The sequence below is a fragment of the Sorangium sp. So ce321 genome, from assembly GCF_051530195.1.
GTDB lineage: Bacteria > Myxococcota_A > Polyangia > Polyangiales > Polyangiaceae > Sorangium.
Genome location: NZ_CP150329.1, coordinates 7181360 through 7198131, shown reverse-complemented (window position 1 = coordinate 7198131; position 16772 = coordinate 7181360). Strand labels below are relative to the sequence as shown.

General features: G+C 70.9%; 11 protein-coding genes. 5 read left to right on the top strand and 6 right to left on the bottom strand.

Going from position 1 to position 16772, the window contains the following annotated elements; genetic code table 11:
• Positions 1–184: 184 nt before the first annotated feature.
• Entirely contained in the window at positions 185–2053 is a 1869-nt protein-coding gene (locus WME89_RS26385) for a CotH kinase family protein (protein WP_438011835.1), read from the top strand.
• A 119-nt stretch (positions 2054–2172) separates the two neighbouring features.
• Here the strand turns inward: WME89_RS26385 and WME89_RS26380 are convergent, their stop codons facing one another.
• On the bottom strand, positions 2173–3960 hold the full coding sequence (locus WME89_RS26380; protein ID WP_438011834.1) for a hypothetical protein: 1788 nt from the start codon (positions 3958–3960) through the stop codon (positions 2173–2175).
• Positions 3961–4799: 839 nt separating this feature from the next.
• Here WME89_RS26380 and WME89_RS26375 point away from each other — a divergent pair.
• Positions 4800–5132 (top strand): hypothetical protein, encoded by a 333-nt coding sequence (locus WME89_RS26375; protein ID WP_438011833.1) that lies wholly within the window; start codon positions 4800–4802, stop codon positions 5130–5132.
• 143 nt (positions 5133–5275) lie between these two features.
• On the opposite strand, the gene WME89_RS26370 is transcribed toward WME89_RS26375, so the two are convergent.
• On the bottom strand, positions 5276–6106 hold the full coding sequence (locus tag WME89_RS26370; protein WP_438011832.1) for an alpha/beta hydrolase: 831 nt from the start codon (positions 6104–6106) through the stop codon (positions 5276–5278).
• Positions 6107–6407: 301 nt separating this feature from the next.
• On the opposite strand from WME89_RS26370, the gene WME89_RS26365 reads away from it, so the two are divergent.
• Entirely contained in the window at positions 6408–8102 is a 1695-nt protein-coding gene (locus tag WME89_RS26365; protein ID WP_438011831.1) for a DUF1592 domain-containing protein, read from the top strand.
• Positions 8103–8116: 14 nt separating this feature from the next.
• Positions 8117–9475, top strand: coding sequence for a DUF1552 domain-containing protein (locus WME89_RS26360; RefSeq protein WP_438011830.1), 1359 nt, complete (start codon positions 8117–8119; stop codon positions 9473–9475).
• Between the two features lie 79 nt (positions 9476–9554).
• Here the strand turns inward: WME89_RS26360 and WME89_RS26355 are convergent, their stop codons facing one another.
• Complete coding sequence (locus tag WME89_RS26355; RefSeq protein ID WP_438011829.1) at positions 9555–10727, bottom strand: S1C family serine protease; 1173 nt, start codon at positions 10725–10727, stop codon at positions 9555–9557.
• Between the two features lie 185 nt (positions 10728–10912).
• On the opposite strand from WME89_RS26355, the gene serA reads away from it, so the two are divergent.
• A complete protein-coding gene (gene serA / locus WME89_RS26350; protein WP_438011828.1) occupies positions 10913–12172 on the top strand; it encodes a phosphoglycerate dehydrogenase in 1260 nt (419 codons plus the stop codon).
• Between the two features lie 187 nt (positions 12173–12359).
• Here the strand turns inward: serA and WME89_RS26345 are convergent, their stop codons facing one another.
• The 3 genes from WME89_RS26345 to WME89_RS26335 form a co-directional block, all read right to left on the bottom strand.
• A complete protein-coding gene (locus WME89_RS26345) occupies positions 12360–13583 on the bottom strand; it encodes an MFS transporter (protein ID WP_438011827.1) in 1224 nt (407 codons plus the stop codon).
• A 127-nt stretch (positions 13584–13710) separates the two neighbouring features.
• Positions 13711–14583: an alpha/beta fold hydrolase gene (locus WME89_RS26340; protein WP_438011826.1), complete on the bottom strand. Its 873-nt coding sequence runs from the start codon at positions 14581–14583 to the stop codon at positions 13711–13713.
• A 229-nt stretch (positions 14584–14812) separates the two neighbouring features.
• On the bottom strand, positions 14813–16738 hold the full coding sequence (locus WME89_RS26335) for a hypothetical protein (RefSeq protein WP_438011825.1): 1926 nt from the start codon (positions 16736–16738) through the stop codon (positions 14813–14815).
• Positions 16739–16772: the final 34 nt, after the last annotated feature.

The window sequence follows — 16772 nt, the reverse complement described above, 5'->3', positions numbered from 1 at the left end:
CGGAGGTGCAGACCTTGGTTCCATTGACCGAGACACGGAACGCGATCATCGCTCCCCCGCGCGCACACCTTGTATACGGTGCACCGCAATCTGCGCCAGACGGTGGTGGCGCGGCCTCTCGATGCGCGCGTTGGCCTCGAGAAGGCGTGCAATGCGCGTGAATTCCCTGTAAAAGGGGAGGAGCGTGAGAAAGTCATTGGCAAGTTTCTGGAGCTGGACCGGTCCACTCGCGATGTCCTTTGCGCTGCTCGCAGCGTGCGGCGATGCCGCGGAGGAGCCCCGGCCGACGGGCAGCGGCGTCGGGGGCTCAGGCGGCGGCACCGGCGACGGCGCTGGCGGCCTGGGCGGCGCTGTCGGCGGAGCCGGCGCTGTCGGCGGAGCCGGCGCTGTCGGCGGAGCCGGCTCTGGCGGGGAGGAGCCGCCGCCTCCTGATCCGGCAGAGCCGCTCTTTGCCGGCGCGAGCATCCCACGGTTCGATATCGCGCTGTCGCAGGCGTCGATCGATCAGCTCGACGCCACGCCCGACGAGTATGTCCTGGGGCAGCTCAAGGTGACGATGGACGGTGAGGTGGTAGAGCTCTCCGATATCGGCGTGCGGCTCAAGGGCGTTTTCGGCTCGTTCCGGACCCTGGAGGAGAAGGCTGCATTCCTGCTGAAGTTCGACGAGTTCACCGACGAACAGACCCTGTTCGGGGTGGAGAAGCTCGCGCTCAACAACATGGTCCAGGACCCGAGCATGACCCACGAGCGCCTGGCCTATGCGGTGTTCCGCGCGATGGACGTGCCCGCGTCGCGCGCGGCCCACGCGACGGTCTGGGTGAACGGCTCGCTCTATGGCCTGTATACCACCGTGGAGTCACCGGATAACCCTCGTTTCCTGGATCGATGGCTCGGCGGCCACAAGGGCAACCTCTACGAGGGGGCTTACGGGAGCGATCTCGATCCCTGGCTCATCGAGACCTTCGACCAGGACAACGGCGATGACGTCGCGTTCGCCGACCTGGCCGAGCTCGCGGAGGCGCTCGATGGCATGACGGACCCGGACACGTTCCTCGCGGAGGCGTCGCAGCTCATCGACATGGATCGCTACCTCGCGTTCGCCGCCACCGAGACCTTCCTCGGCCACTGGGACGGTTATGCCTGGAAGCTCAACAACTACTTCATCGCGCGGCGCCCGGACGACGGCCGGTGGACCTTCATGCCGTGGGGCCTCGACCAGACCTTCGAGGACGATCTGTACCCCTTCGGCGGCGACGCGCGCCTCGAGCGCATGTGCACCGCCTCGCCGCCGTGCCGGCAGGCGCTCGCGGCGGCGTTCGAGCGCGTGATCGAGCGCGTGTCGGAGCTCGGCCTGGTGAGCGCCGTCGAGGAGGTGCGCGCCCAGGTCTGGGCCGATGTGCTCGAGGATCCGCGCAGGGAGGTGGGTCCCGAGGACGTCGGCGAGAACATCGACGCGATCGTCGCCTTCCTGAACGACCGTCCTGCCAGCGTGCGGACCGGGCTCACCTGCGTGGATCCTTCGGGGCTCGACGCGGACGGCGACCTCTCGTCCGGCTGCGGGGACGACTGCGACGACAGCGATCCCTCCGTGTACCCGGGCGCCCCCGAGCTGTGCGACCTGGTCGACAACGACTGCGACGGGCGCGTGGACAACGATCGCTCGTGCCCGCACTGCGCTCCGCAGCCGCTTCCGGACGGCGGCTCCCTGGCGTTCTGCTTCGTGTCGGCGACGTGGGAGGACGCGGAGCTCGACTGCATCGCGCAGGGCGGGCACCTCGTATCCATCCATGACGGGGAGGCGCAGGAGCTCGTGGTCTCGGGCGCCGACGCGATCCAGCCGGGCGACTGGTGGATCGGGCTCACCGACGCGGCCTCCGAGGGGGACTTCGCGTGGATCGACGGCACGCCGTCCGACCACCAACGCTGGGCCAGCGGCGAGCCGAACAACGCTGGTGCCGGAGAGCACTGCGTGGAGCTGGCGAGCTGGGCCGACGGCCTCTGGAACGACATGCCCTGCGACGCCGAGCTACCCTACGTGTGCAGGCTGCCTTGACGTGGCTCACGCCAAGATGTTTGAGCCCAGCGCTCACGGTAGGCTGCCGGGGAGGGTGTTCGTCGCGCGGGGTGGGCACGGGGGCGCGCACCGGGGTCGGTCGAGGCGCGCTCTCCCGTTCATAAGAGCCCGATCGGCCCCGGCGACCACGGGAGCTCCACCGTCTCGCCGACCGCGGGCAGCGCGACGCGCCGGAGCTTCCCGTCGCGCCATGCGAGGAGCACGAGCGCCGGGTCCTCGAGCGGCGCGCCCAGTTCGACCTCGATCTGCGAAGGCCTCCCGTCCTCGACCTCGGCGACCCGGATCGTGGCGCCGCACTGGACGACCTGATCGCCCCGCTGGAGGGGCGCGGACGGCGCGCGGTATAGCAGCTCGAACGCGCCCGTCAGCATCGTCCGGCCGATGGGCGCGAGCGTGAACGAGGACGGGCCGGTGCGCGTGAGGCGGTGCGAGGCCTTGGTCATCGAGAGCATCGACCAGCAGGAGAGGACCTCGGGCGACTCCAGGGCGAGGATCGCCTGGGGATAGATGGACGCCATGGGATCGGAGGAGGCGGCGAGGAAGACCCTCTTGCGGGGCGGCGCCCCGATCTCGGCGGTGCGCGCGACCTCCTCGAGCTTCCGCGCGATGTCCACGCTCGACGCGGTGGCGGCCAGGAACACGACCGGCGCGAGCGCGATGTGCACGATCCCGAGGAACCCCGCGCCGCCGCGGCGGCCGGACGACACGAGCCCGGGCGAGGGGCCGCGGCGAAGCCCGCTCAGGATGATCACGGCGAGGAGCGGCGCGATCCCGAGGTCTGGTACCAGCAGGAGGCGCGACCCGGGGAAGCCTCCGAGGCTCGTGAGGACGGCGAGGAGCGCCCCGGGGACGAGCCAGCGCAGGGCGGCCCGCTCGCGCTCGGGGATCGCGGGGAGGCAAGCGCAGTAGAGCAGGGCGAGGCCGGCGGTCGCCGCGAGCCCGATGACGATGAAGGGGCCCTTGGGGAGCGCGGACGAGAGGTCGGCGGGCACGGACGCGATGGCGTTGCCGAGCAGGACGGGCAGGCGCTCTGCCGCCACGGCGGCGAACCGGAGCGGGCTGCTGAGCGGGTCGATGTAAGCTCCGGTGTTCGCGGCGCCGCCGCCGACTGCCTTGTAGGCGGCGAAGTACGCGAGGAGTCCGAGCGCCGGGAGCGCGCCGGCCGCTCGAGCGCGCCATCCGGCGGCGCGACCCGGCGGCACGGGACCGGCGAGCTGGTAGGCGAGCCAGTACGCTGCCCCGCCGAGCGCCGCCTCGCCGCCGAGGAGCCCGATCCCGAGCGCGAGCGGGCCGAGGTACCGCCCGGGCCGCCACCCTTCTTCGCGGTAGCGGAGATGGGCCAGCAGCCCGAGCACCACGGGGAGCGCCGCGAGCAGCAGGTGCTGGCAGGCGATCCAGCCGACCGACATCATGTGGTTCGCGTTCACCGCGAAGAGCAGGAGCGCGAGCGCCCCTGTCGCGCCCGGGAGCACCCGCAGGAAGAGCCTGCCGGCGGCTGCGACCAGGGCGACGTACAGCGCGATGGAGACGAGGTGGTACCCGACCGGAGCGTGGCCGAAGAGGGCGCGCTCGAGCGTCAACAGCGCGCTCGTCAACGGGCGTACGAGGTGGAGCTTGAGCTCGGGATCGGTCCACCACGGGATCCCGGAGAGGCCGATGCGCGCCTGCGTCTCCTGCGGGTCGCCGTTGAAGAAGTTATAGAGATCGTACCAGGGAGGCGAGCCAGGAATTAGCTTCTCGAGATAGCATAGGAAGACATAGTCGTCGCTGTAGAAGCCGATCGCGATGGTGGGCGCCGACAGGGCGAGCGCGAGGATCAGGACAGCTTTGAAGAAGTGACGGTGGCTGAGACACCGCTCGACGCGATCCGGCAAGTTCGGTTTCATTCCGCCTCGCCAGCAGCAGTAGGGTATCCGCCGCGCGGCGTGTAGATGGGAGCGGCCGATTCGCCTGTAGCTCGCCGCCGGCGCGCCGCCGAGGTGGCCCTCCGTCGACCTCGCCGCCGCCCGGCGCGCGCCCGGCCCGCTCCCGGCGCGCGCCCGGCCTGCTCCCCGCCGCCCGGCCGCGGTCCGCCGCTCGGGCGCGCTGCCCGCTGTCCGCGGCGGTCGGGCCTTCTCGAGGTCCGGTGGCGTCCGGAGCCTCGGCCGGCGGGCTCGGGCCTCTGCCCCGGCATGATGCGAGCTCGGCGCGTATGAAACCTCACCGAGGCCCGAGAGGCGAGGCCTCTGCGGGAGCCTGCGCTGCTCAAGCCATGCTGAGGGGAGGGGCAGCAGGAGCGAGAGACGTGGTCCTTCTGTTCTGTGCACACATGATTGTGCTCGTGCAGCTCAGAGAGCCTCTGCGCCGGCGCTGGTGGCCAGCATTACAGTCGCGCGCCTCTGCCGATGTTCGGGTTGAACTCGCGCCAAGCTCAGCGACGAGCCCTGCTCACGCTTGGGCCCATATGGCGCCTCACCTGACTCCTTCGTTAGAATCACTACACGACAGGCTCCCCCGGTGGTTTCCACGCGCGGCGCCCATGACGCAAGCCAGCTCGGTGTCCATTGACCTTTCGGAGCTGTCGACCTTGTCCTCCCGTGCGAGACCCCTTGGCGGCACCGGAGTGGGATAGTCAATGCTTTGAAATTAGTTGACCGGCTGAGTCACGCGACTACGTTTCGCGATCATGACGAGTCGACATCGCGCCTCGGTGGCGTGCGAGATGTCGACGCGGGGGGATAGGATCATGAAAAAGACCATTGGATACGCTTCGGCTCTTCTCATCCTGGCGGGCGCCTGCGGGATGTTCTTCGGCTCGGCGCAGGCGGAAGCCAGCGACACGTGGCCCAGCTCCAGCACTTACAGCGGCGGCCACGACCACGACGGCGACGACGAGAAGTGCGATGAGCTCTGCGAGTGCATCAAGGATGTCCTGAAGACCATCAAGCACGCTGACCGGAATCCGAGCGGCAAGATCAAGCACCCCGATGACGTCCTGGACAAGGTCAAGGACGATCTCAAGGAGTGCAAGAAGAAGTTCTGTAGAGACGACGGTCACGACGACGAGTCGTGTGATTGAGCGGCCGATCCCGGCCGGCCGCTGGCGAGTCAGGCGGGGCCGCGGGTCGCGCAGAACGGGCCCGAGCGCCACGCGGGGCTCCCTGCAAGACAGGGTGCTCGGGCCTGCGGAGGCGAGGAGATGAGGCTCTGCTCGTACGGCCGTCAGCGCATCTCGCCGATGGCGCCGCGGATGAGCCGCACGAGATCGCGCCGCATCTCGGCGCTCACGGTGTGGCCGACGTCCGGATAGGCCTCCAGGCTCGCCTTGACACCGAGCCTGCTGAGCGTCGTGATCGCCTCGCGGGTCGGTCCGATCGGCACGCGCCGGTCGGCCTCTCCGTGCAGCGCCACGAGGGCGGGAGTCGCCGGATCCACCGCGCCCGCGCCGGGCAGCGCCGAGGGGGGGACCCAGCCGCCGACGGGGAAGGCCGCGCCGACGACGCGCGGGTGGTGCAGGGCGAGCGCGAAGCTGAGCGCGCCGCCCTGGGAGAAGCCGGTCACGACGGCCTTGCCCCGCGTCGGCCGCTCGGCCGCGAGCCGCTCGAGCGTCGCCGCGAGCGCGCCGGCCGCGCGCAAGATGCCCTGTCCCACGTCGTCGCTCCCGAGCGCCTGCTGCAGCGCAAACCACGAGTAGCCGTCGTGGTACGGCGTGAGCCCGCGCGGCACGATGAGGCGCGCCTTGAAGTCGACGCCCGAGAGCAGGCCCGCGAACGACTCGGGCCTGTCGCCGAGCCCGTGAATGGCGACGACGAGGGGGAGCGCCTCGCCCCTGTCGGCGCCGCCGGTGACCTCTTCGAGGTACTCGACCGCGGCCGGCGCGGTGGGGACCGCCGTGCTCGCGGCCGGCGCGGCGCCCGGCGCCTGCAGCCCGGTGTCCGCCGCGCCGCCGCCCCCGGGCGGCGCAGCCCGCCGCTCGCACGCGGCGAGCGAGACGAGCGACGCGAGCGCGAGCGCGGACCAGGCGGAGCAGCGGCGGAGGCGATAGGGGCGCATGGAGGAGAGCCTGCTGAAACCGCTGCTCGGGAGCAACAGCGAACTTACCCCGGCGGCGCCGCGCCCGCCCCGACAGGAGCAGCGAGCCATCGAGGTCTCCTGCCGTATCCGGCGTTCATCGGAGGCCACACACGAGAGCGTGAGTTTGTTGCTGTTGGATTTATGTGTTTTAGGCGAACGCCGGTCGCGGCGCGGAAACCGGGAAACCGATGTCTTTTTGGTTTGTTAGTAAAGTGTCCTTCCTTCATAACTTGATCAACTTGCTTATCAGGAGAATTCGATGTTCTCATCGGCTTGTCGATTGACCAGCTCCCCGCGGTGGCGGCGGCTGCTCGGCGCGGGGGTGGGCGCCGCGGCGCTGCTTCTCGCGGGGTGCACGGGCGCCGTGGGCGATCCGCTGTCGGACGACGGCGTATCGCCGGGGGGCGGCGGCGTGTTGCCGGGCGGCGCGGCAGAGTCGCAGGTCGCCGAGCGCAGCATGTTCCCGCGGCTGAGCCACGCGCAGTGGGAGAACACCGTGCGCGATCTCCTGCGCCTCGACGACAGGCCCGGCCTCTCGGCCTCTTTCACGTCCGATCCGCTCGGCGGTGTGTTCGACAACAACGAGGCTGCGCTCCAGGTGACGCCTGGTCTCTGGGGCGATTACCAGCGCGCCGCCGAGGAGCTCGCGGCGATGGTGGCCACCGACGAGGGCAAGCTCGGCCGGCTCCTGCCCGCGGACCTGCCGGTCGAGCCGGAGGCGCGGGCGCAGGCGTTCATCGAGCGGTTCGGCGAGCGGGCATTCCGCCGCCCGCTCACGGCCGAGGAGCAGGCCGCGTACCTCGCCCTGTTCCACCGCGGCGCCGAGCTCTTCGAGGGCGAGGACCCGTTCGCCGCGGGCGTGCGCGCGGCGCTCGAGGCGTTCCTGCAGTCGCCCCATTTCGTCTACCGCGTCGAGGTCGGCGCCGGGCCGGCGAAGGGCGGGCTCATCCCGCTGAGCGGCCACGAGATCGCGACGAAGCTCGCGTATCTCCTGTGGAACACGATGCCCTCCGACGAGCTCCTGGCCGCGGCGAAGGCGGGCGAGCTCTCGAGCCCGGAGGCCGTCCGCGCCTACGCCGAGGGCATGCTGGAGGACCTGCGGGCGCGCGAGGTCGTCGGCGCGTTCCACCGCCAGCTCTACGACTACAAGATGTACCACGACCTCAACAAGGACCCTGCGCTCTTCCCCGAGTTCGTCCCCGAGATGGGCGACGACATGCAGCGCGAGGCGGAGCTCTTCGTCGAGCACGTCGTGTTCGACGAGGGCGGCGGGCTCACCGACCTGCTCACCTCGCGCACCGCGTTCGTGAACGACCACCTCGCGGCGGTCTACGGGGCCGAGGGAGATTTCTCAAGCGAATTCAAGAAGATAGAGCTCAAGGAGGCCGAGCGCTCCGGGCTGCTCACGCGCCTCGGCTTCCTCGCGGCGAAGGCGACGGCGCGGCAGCCCGACTCGATCCACCGGGGCGTCTTCGTGAACCTCAGGATCCTCTGCGCCTCGCTGCCGGCGCCGCCCGACAACGCGACATCGCTGCCGCCGGGCGAGCTCGCGACCAACCGCGAGCGCGTCACGGCCCACACGGGGAAGGGGACGTGCGGCGAGTCGTGCCACGGCGCGGTCATCAACCCTGCCGGGTTCGCCTTCGAGCGCTACGACGCGATCGGCAAGTACCGCACGACCGACAACGGGGCGGAGGTCAACTCCGCGGACGTCTACACGCTCGGCGGCCAGCCGAGGAGCTACGCGGACGCGATCGAGTTCAGCCAGCTCCTCGCCGAGAGCGGGGAGGCGCACGCTTGCTACGCGAAGCGCTGGGTCGCGTTCGCCGAGGGCCGCGACGTGCGCGCGCAGGACCAGGCGTTCATCAGCGAGCTCGCCGAGGCGTCCCGCGGCGGCGCCTCGACCAAGGACCTCATCCTCCGGATCGTCTCCTCGACCTCCTTCCTCGCTCGCGTTCCCGCGGAGGCGCAATGATCACCCGACGACGTGTGCTTCGAGGCCTGTTTGGCGTCACGGTCGCGCTCCCGTTCCTGGAGACCTTCGCGCCGCGGCGCGCCGCGGCCGGCGCGGGCGACGTGCCGCCCTTCGCGATCTTCATGCGCCAGGCCAACGGCGTGGCGCAGGCGGTCGGCGACGAGCCCGAGATGTTCTGGCCCAGCCAGATCGGCGCGCTCACCGCCGAGTCGATGGCGCAGGACAGCGACCGTGCGGTGAGCGAGCTCAAGGATCACGCGAGCAAGCTCATCCTCGTGCGCGGCGTCAACTTCGCGTTCAAGGCCAACGGGTGCGGCCACTCCGGCGGCGGCAACCAGTGCCTCACGGCGGCGCGCGTGTCGGACGACCCGTCGGGCAACGAGTCGCTCGCGATGGGCGAGTCGATCGACAACCGCATCGCGACCGAGCTCAACACGCCAGGCGTCGAGCCGCTGACGCTCTACGCGGGCAGGATGGCCGGCTACATCAACGAGGTGCTCTCGTACCGCGGGCCGAAGCAGCTCCGCGCCGCCGAGCGCAACCCGTTCAACGCGTACCAGAAGCTCTTCGGGCTCGGCGGCGCCGACGCCGGGCTCCAGCAGGCGCTGGCCGACCGCCGCGCCAGCGTGAACGACCTGGTCCGCGCGGATATGCAGGCGCTCATGCGCCGGAACGACCTGAGCAAGAGCGACCGCGAGCGGCTGGAGCTCCACTTCGACAGCATCCGCGACCTCGAGGTCACGCTCGCCTGCGGGCTCCCGCCGGAGCGGGTCGCGGAGATGGAGGCGCTCTCCCCGCAGGCCGGCGCCAACGACAACGTGGAGGCCGTCGCGCGCATGCAGATGGACATCATCGCGCTCGCGATGGCGTGCGGCGTGACGCGCGCCGCGACCCTCCAGGTGGGCGACGGCAACGACGCGACCGAGTACACGATCCACGGCGTGCGCCAGAAGAGCTACCACAAGATCTCGCACCGCATCGACGGCGACGGCTCGGAGGGCCCGCCGATCGAGGGCGCCCAGGAGCTGCACCACCAGGTCGACCGGATCCACGCGCGGCTCTTCAAGCACCTGCTCGACCGGCTCGCGGCCTACGAGCTCGGCTCCGGGACCCTCCTCGATCACGGCGTGGCCGTGTGGCTCAATGACAACGCCGACAAGTACCACTCCTACACGAGGGTCCCGTACATCCTCGCCGGCGGCGCCGCCGGCTACCTGAGGACGGGCCAGTTCGTCGACGTGAAGGTCACCATCAACAAGCTGCTCAACACCATCGGCGCGGCCGTCGGCTGCACCAACGGCCAGGGTGGCCCGCTCGACGACTTCGGCGACAGCAGCCTCGAAGGCGGCCTCATCGACGAGCTCCTCGCCTGATCGCGCTGCCGGCCCACGCGCGGCGGCGCTCGCGCGGGGGCGGGTCGGGCTCGACCGACGCCCCCGCAGCAGCCGCGGCTCAGGTGAGGAGCTCGACCGCGACCTCGACCGTCGTCTTCTGGCCGTTGCGGAGCATGTCGACCTTCACCTTGTCCCCCGGCTTCTTGGTGTCGAGCGCGTTGTAGAGCGCGTCGTAGTCGTCGACCGGCGTGCCGTCGATCCCGACGATCACGTCGCCCAGCACGAGCCCGCGGTCGCCCTCGGAGAGGCCGCGCAGGCCGGCCTTGTCGGCGGGGCCGCCCGGGATGACGCCCATCACGATGACGCCGCGGATGCCGTTGCGCCGCTCCAGGCGGTGGGCCGGGTCGAGCTGGATGCCCAGGCCGACCGTCTCGGCCTTCCCGGTCTTGATGATCTGCGGGACGATCCGCGCGATCGTCGTCGAGGGCACGGCGAAGCCGATGCCGGCGGACGTGCCGCTCTTCGAGAAGATCATCGTGTTCATCCCGATGAGGTGCCCGCTCGAGTCGAGCAGCGGACCGCCGGAGTTGCCGGGGTTGATGGCGGCGTCGGTCTGGATCATGTCGCGGATGGTCACGCCGCCCGCGCCCTCGACCTGACGCCCGAGCGCGCTGATGATGCCGGTCGTCAGCGTGTGGTCGAGGCCGAACGGGTTGCCGATCGCGATCGCCTTCTGCCCGACCTCCAGCGGCTCGCGCAGGGGCGCGACCTGGATCGGCTTGAGCATGTCCTTCGGCGCCTCGATCTTGAGCACGGCGATGTCCTTGCGCGGCTCGACGCCGACGAGCTTCGCCGGAAACGTCTTCTCCCCCTGGAGCCGGACCACGAGGGACTGCGCGTTGTCCACGACGTGGAAGTTCGTGACGATGTGCCCGTCGGCGTCCCAGACGAAGCCCGAGCCCGAGCCGGCGGGCACCTCGACCGTGGTGCCCCACATGCGGTCCACCACGAGGCGCTTCTGGGTCACGAAGACCGTCGCGGGGGCGACCTCGCGGAACACCGAGATGGTGTTGCGCTCGTCCTCGATCAGCGCGCCCTTGGAGGGCGGCGTGACGGGGGGCGGCATGGTCTCGATCGTCGAGGCCGTCGGGGGCGTCGCGGGCGCTTCGGGGACCTTCGTCGCGCTCGGCGGCGGGGGGCCGCCAGGGCTGGGCCTCTCCTTGCATCCGGAGGCAGCGGCGAGCGCGGCGACGATGAAGGCACAGAGTCGAGCGTGGCTGCGGTGGCGCATGCGTCGCAATCTAGCCTGCGGCGGGCGAGGCGTCTCCTTTGCGGAGCGCCCGGCCGGAGGCGCGGCGGTTTGCCGCGCGCAACGGATGCGCAGACGACGCGCGGACGGCGACCCATTGCGGTCGCGTCGGATCGGATCCGAGATGCAAACGGGCCAAGTTGCGGTAGTAGAGGTGGCCCTGACGGATGAAGCCCATGACGCACTCTTCGACGAAGTTTCAGACCACCCCCCCTGCCGTGAAGGAGCCCGTGAAGGTCCTCCTGCTGGAGAACATCCACCAGAGCGCGCACGAGCTGTTTCGATCGCGGTCGTTCGAGATCGAGACGCGCAGCTCCGCGCTGAAGGAGGACGAGCTCATCGCCGCGCTCGCGGGGGTCGACATGCTCGGCATTCGCAGCAAGACGCACGTCACGGCGCGCGTGCTGGAGAAGGCTGACAAGCTGCTCTCCATCGGCTGCTTCTGCATCGGCACGAACCAGGTCGACCTCGACGCGGCGAACCGGCGCGGGGTGCCGGTGTTCAACGCGCCGTTCAGCAACACGCGCAGCGTCGCCGAGATGATCATCGGCGAGTGCATCGTGCTCGCCCGGCAGATCGGCGACAGGTCGCGCGAGGTGCACGCCGGCACGTGGAAGAAGGTCTCGAAGGCCTGCTACGAGATCCGCGGCAAGACGATCGGGCTGATCGGCTACGGCCACATCGGCCAGCAGCTCGGCGTGCTCGCCGAGGCGATGGGGATGCGCGTGGTCTACTACGACATCGCGCAGAAGCTCCCGATGGGCAACAACCGCCCCCTGCCGACGCTGCAGGCGCTGCTCGCGGAGTCGGATTTCGTCTCGCTCCACGTGCCGGCCACGCCGGAGACGCACAACATGCTCGGCGCCGCCGAGCTCGCGCACATGCGCAAGGGCTCGTACCTGCTCAACGCGAGCCGCGGCTCGGTCGTGGTGATCCCGGCGCTGGCCGAGGCGCTGCGGAGCGGCCACCTCGCGGGCGCGGCGATCGACGTGTACCCGGAGGAGCCGGAGTCGAACTCGGACGGGTTCCACACGGAGCTGCAGAAGCTGCCGAACGTGCTCCTGACGCCGCACATCGGCGGCTCGACCGAGGAGGCGCAGGAGTCCATCGGCCGGGAGGTGTCGCGGGCGCTGACGCAGCTCGTGACCACCGGGGCGACGACGAGCGCGGTGAACTTCCCGAATGTGGAGCTCCCGCCGCTCAAGGGCACGCACCGCATCCTCAACGTCCACCGCAACGTGCCGGGCGTGCTCCGCGACGTGAACCGCATCGTGTCCGACGTGAACGCCAACATCGACAGCCAGGTCCTCTCGACGGACGCCAACATCGGGTACCTCATCATGGACCTGTCGCAGGACGTGTCTGCGGAGGTGAGCCGGCGGATCGGAGCGCTCGAGACGAGCATCCGGACGCGCGTACTTTACTGATCCGCGGCGGCCCGGCCGGGGGCGAGGGTGTGAGTCCTGAGCGCCAGGGAAACCGGTGGTCGATTGGGCTCACACACGGCCCGTCCCCCGCGCCCGCCGAAGGACACCCTCGCTGCCAGCTTACGGTCGATGGGTGGTGAGCCCTGATCGCCAGGGAAACCGGTGAATCGCTCCTCGCGTCAGCCCCTCACGCGGCGACCTCGAGCCGGCCCCGCTCGCCCCGCCGCGACGCCGGGTCGTCGCCCGAGAAGACGATCGTGAACACGACGAACACGGCCCACAGCGCCGCCAGGTGGTAGAGCATCGCGACCCCGCCCTCGGCCTCGTACAGGGCGCTCGACGCGGGGGGGCCGAGGAGCATCCCCGCGGCGTAGAAGACGTTGTAAATCGAGTTCGCGCGGCTGTAGTCGCGCGGCGCGGTCACGATGCCCTGGAGCGCGAGGCTCAGCGGCGAGATCGACGCGAGCGTCGCGCCCGCGATGAACACCGCCACGCACATCGCCGTGTACTGGTCGAGGTAGACGAAGCCGAGGATCATCAGCGTGCCGATCGCGCCGAGCACGCGCATGAGGGCCAGGTGACCGCGGCGATCGCCGATCCGGCCGAAGATGTTGGTGAACGAGAGCATCCCCACAGCGAAGAAGGCAGGGACGAGGATCGTCTGATCCAGCGTGACGCCCTTCGACGCCATGAGGTAGAGCGGGAGGAACAGCACGACCGACGCCTGGAAATAGCCATAAGCGAAGGTCGCGAAGCACGCGGTCTTGATGCGCCAGAGGATCGACGCGGAGGACGCCGGGGGCTCGGCGCCCGCGGGCGCGCCGGCCTCCCCGTGCGCCAGCGCCTCGGGCGGGTCGTGGTCGAGGCGCGCCAGCACGAGCAGCGCGGAGAGCGCCGAGACCACGCAGGAGACGACGAACGCCGACGGCATCGAGGCGAGCGCGACGATGCCCTTCGCGCAGAGCGGGCCGAGGACATAGCCGAGCGCCATCGCGACGGCGTAGAGGCTCGTGATGAACGCCTTGTTGTCCTTGTCCGACCGGGCGAGCAGGATCGTCTCGCAGCTCACCCAGATGCCGACCGAGCAGGCGCCGTCGAGGAAGCGCACCGCCGCGATCGAGGCGAAGCCCGGCAGAAAGGGGAAGACGCCCACCGCGCCCGCGTACCCGGCCAGCGAGAGGACCAGCGTGGTCTTCGCCGAGAACCGGCGGATGAGCGCGCCCATCGGCAGCGAGAGCAGGACGATGCCGAGCGCGAAGCACGACGCGAGCAGCCCGATGTCGCGCTTGTTGAACCCGCGCGCGTCGAGGAACACCGCCGTGAGCGAGATGGCGATGCCGTACGCGAGCCCGAGCAGGAAGATCGCGCCGTAGATGAGCCAGATGTTCCGATCAGGGATGCGGCGGAGCATGATCGAGCGCGAGGGTCGATCGGCAGCCCCGCCGTGTCAAACGGGTCCGTGGCGCCGGAAAAGCGCTTTGCCGCCGCTCCCGCTGCGCGTGTGCGCCGAGGCGCGGCGGGGCGCGATCAGGCCGGCATCACCGGAGGAACTCGAGGAGGAGCTGATTGACCCGCTCGGGCCGGTCGTAGTGCACGAAGTGGCTCGCGTCGGGGATACGGGTGACTCGAGCGTTCGGGACCAGCTCCGGATCCGGCGCGGCGAGCTCGGAGCCGAGGTAGCGGTCGTGCTCGCCCCAGATCACCAGCACGGGGGTGTCGATGCGGGGCGACTTGCCCAGGTCGCGCAGCTTGCTCGGCCGGAAGGCGGCGCGGTAGTAGTTGATCGTGGCCGTGAGCGCGCCGGGCCGCGACCACGCCTCGAGATAGCGGGCGAGATCCTCGTCGGTCACCGCGCCCGGCCGCCGCGGATCCTCCTGCACCGACGCGCGGAACAGGGCGTAATCGTTCCGCTGCGCGAGCAGCTCGGGCACCTTCGGGAGCTGGAAGAAGAACATGTACCAGCTCTTGCGGAGCTGCCGCGCCGTGCGGAACGCGGCGAAGAGCCGCGCGGGGTGCGGGCAGTTGAGGATGACGAGCCGCTCGAGGAGCGCGGGATACCGCATCGCGAACGCCCAGGCGACGCCGCCGCCCCAGTCGTGGCCGACGACGGCCGCGGCGCGCTCCGCGCCCGCAGCCTGGATGAGCGCCGCCACGTCGGCGGTCAGCTCGTCGAGCGCGTACGCCGCGACGCCCGCGGGCTTGTCGGAGAGGTTGTAGCCGCGCATGTCCGGCGCGATCACGCGGTAGCCCGCCTCGACGAGCGCCGGGATCTGGTGCCGCCACGAGTACCAGAGCTCGGGAAAGCCATGCAGGAGCACGACGAGCGGCCCCTCGCCAGCCTCGACGTAGTGAAGGCGGACTCCGCCTCGTTCGGTGAACCGGTGCGATAGCCTGGATTCGTCGAGGGTCATCGTCTCTTCCTTCCGCTGATCGGCCACCGTCGATCCGGGCCGGTCAGGCGCTGGGTATCTGGGTGTTCACGCGGTGCTTCAGGCCGCTGGAGGCTCCAGGAGGCCACGGCGAGCGCCCCCTGCCGAGCGGCGCCGCGGTTTTACCACGAAGCGGATCGATCTGCGCTGCGGCGGCAGGCGCGGCGGGCGCGCGAGCGGCGGCGCTCCGGCCGGTCCCCTCGACCGCGGATCAGGCCCGCCGGCGCGGCATCTCGAGGCCCGCCCCGAGGCGCTGCGCGCTCCTGCCGCCGCGGCCCCCGAGCGCCGCCAGGATCGCGCTCCGGGTGCGGTGCTCGTCGCAGAGCGCGCGGAGTTCGTCCTGGTCGAGCAGCCGGTCCACATGGATCTCGGCCATCACGGGGTAGGCCAGGTCGTGCGTGAGCGCGCCGAACCGCACGTCCACCTCGGGCGGCGACGCCTCGCGGCCGTCCGGCGCGAAGACCCGCACCACGGGCGGCGTCCGGAACGAAACAAGCACGCGCTGCGCGCTCCATCCGAGGAAGACCCAGGCCTTCGTCTTCTGGCGATCGAGGTCGTGGAAGACGGGCACCATCCTCCGCGCGTCCCGCCCGACGTCGAGGTCGTCCCGCGCGATCCAGCGCCGGAACGCCTGCGCGTCGTGCTCGCGCCCGCGCCCGGATCCGAGCGATCCGTCCCGGTCCGGCAGGACGTCCACGACCGCGCAGGCGTCGCGGAACGCCGGATCCATGGCCTCGTCGAGCGACATCCCGAGATCGCTCGCGACAGCGGCGGCCGCGCCGAAGAACAGCCCCTCGATCTGCGCGAGCTCCTCCGAGAGCGGGAGCTCGACCGGCCCTTCGGGGGTGAGGCGCTCGATGCGGGCGAGCGCTTCCTCGCCGAACGTGCCCTCGAGCGTCCGGCGGACGAAGCGGTATCCGAGCGCGCGGCGGAGGAAATACGACGCCGTGGGCTCGGCGGAGAGCTCCGGCAGGACGTCGATGACGACGCTCGGCCGGCGGCGCAGCGCCGGCTCGGCGCAGCCCGCGAGCGGGACCGCGAGCTGCTTGACGTGCGTCTCACGCGTGAGCGCGAGGATGCCCTTGAACAGCTCCAGCAGGAGCTCGCCGTACCTCCGCTCGAACGACAGCCGCGACGCCTCCGGCGAGCGCTCGGGCGCGACGAGCGGCTCGAGCGCCCAGGTCTGCATGTCGTGCCAGCCCGAGGCCGCGGTGGGGCGGAGGTCGACGCTGCCGTCGCGGATGCGCGCCGCGAGCTCGCCGATCAGGTCGAACCCCTCGGGGATGGACCGGTCGCCGAGGAGCCTCACCGCCAGATCGGCCTCGACGGAGCGCGACGGCGGGAAGATCGCGTGCGCGGCCCCCACCTCGACCTGGCCGCGATCGAGCGAGCGCAGCACGGACGTCAGATCGGGGGCGTCCAGCGCCCCCGTGAGCCGCGACGCGAGGGCGAGCACGCCCTCGTACGTGGTCCGCGCGGCGGCTTCTTCGCGGAGGACGCGGGCGAGCGCCTCGATCTGGCCTGGATCGCGCAGCGGCGCCTGGAGCAGCCGGTCCTGCTGGAAGACGCGCCGGAGCGGCTCGCTCCAGGTGTAGATCCCGAGCGGCTTCGAGCGGCGCTCGTCGGCGAGGAACTCGTGGGTAAGGCGCGCGACGTCGGCCGCGAGGGCGGGCGGCGCCGCCTTGACGACCCCGCCGAGCCGCGCCGCGGAGAGCAGCAGCGTGGCCGGGATCGCGGGCGAGCCGTGGGCCAGGGACGCGAGCCATGTCTCGATCAGGTACGCCTTGCCGCGCAGCCGCCCGGCGCCCTGCTGCGCGGCGACCTCGACCGCCGCGATCAGCCCATCGTCGAACTGCTTGGCCTTCTGGGCGAGCATCGCGGCCGAGACCATCCTCGACGGGAGCCGCGCCGCCCGGAGCGTGGGGAACAGCTCGGGCTCGCCTTCCTCGGCCTCGCATTCGGCCGGAACGGAGAGGCAGAGCGCCTGACGCGAGAGATCGGCCTCGACCCGGTATCCCTGGACCTTCCAGGTGCGCGTCCTCGATGGCGCGAACGGCGCTGTTGCCTCGTGGCGGCTCCGGTCATCCGTCGCTGCTGCGAAGGGGGGCACGGGCGGAGCTGCCGTGAAGGGGGGCACAGGCGGATCCGCCGCCTCGCTGCGCGGGAGCGGC

Coding starts and splice junctions, on each gene's coding strand:
- WME89_RS26370 (WP_438011832.1), bottom strand. CDS start 6,106: ATGCGCCCCTATCGCCTCCGCCGCTGCTCCGCCTGGTCCGCGCTCGCG.
- WME89_RS26355 (WP_438011829.1), bottom strand. CDS start 10,727: ATGCGCCACCGCAGCCACGCTCGACTCTGTGCCTTCATCGTCGCCGCG.
- WME89_RS26340 (WP_438011826.1), bottom strand. CDS start 14,583: ATGACCCTCGACGAATCCAGGCTATCGCACCGGTTCACCGAACGAGGC.
- WME89_RS26380 (WP_438011834.1), bottom strand. CDS start 3,960: ATGAAACCGAACTTGCCGGATCGCGTCGAGCGGTGTCTCAGCCACCGT.
- WME89_RS26375 (WP_438011833.1), top strand. CDS start 4,800: ATGAAAAAGACCATTGGATACGCTTCGGCTCTTCTCATCCTGGCGGGC.
- serA (WP_438011828.1), top strand. CDS start 10,913: ATGAAGCCCATGACGCACTCTTCGACGAAGTTTCAGACCACCCCCCCT.
- WME89_RS26345 (WP_438011827.1), bottom strand. CDS start 13,583: ATGCTCCGCCGCATCCCTGATCGGAACATCTGGCTCATCTACGGCGCG.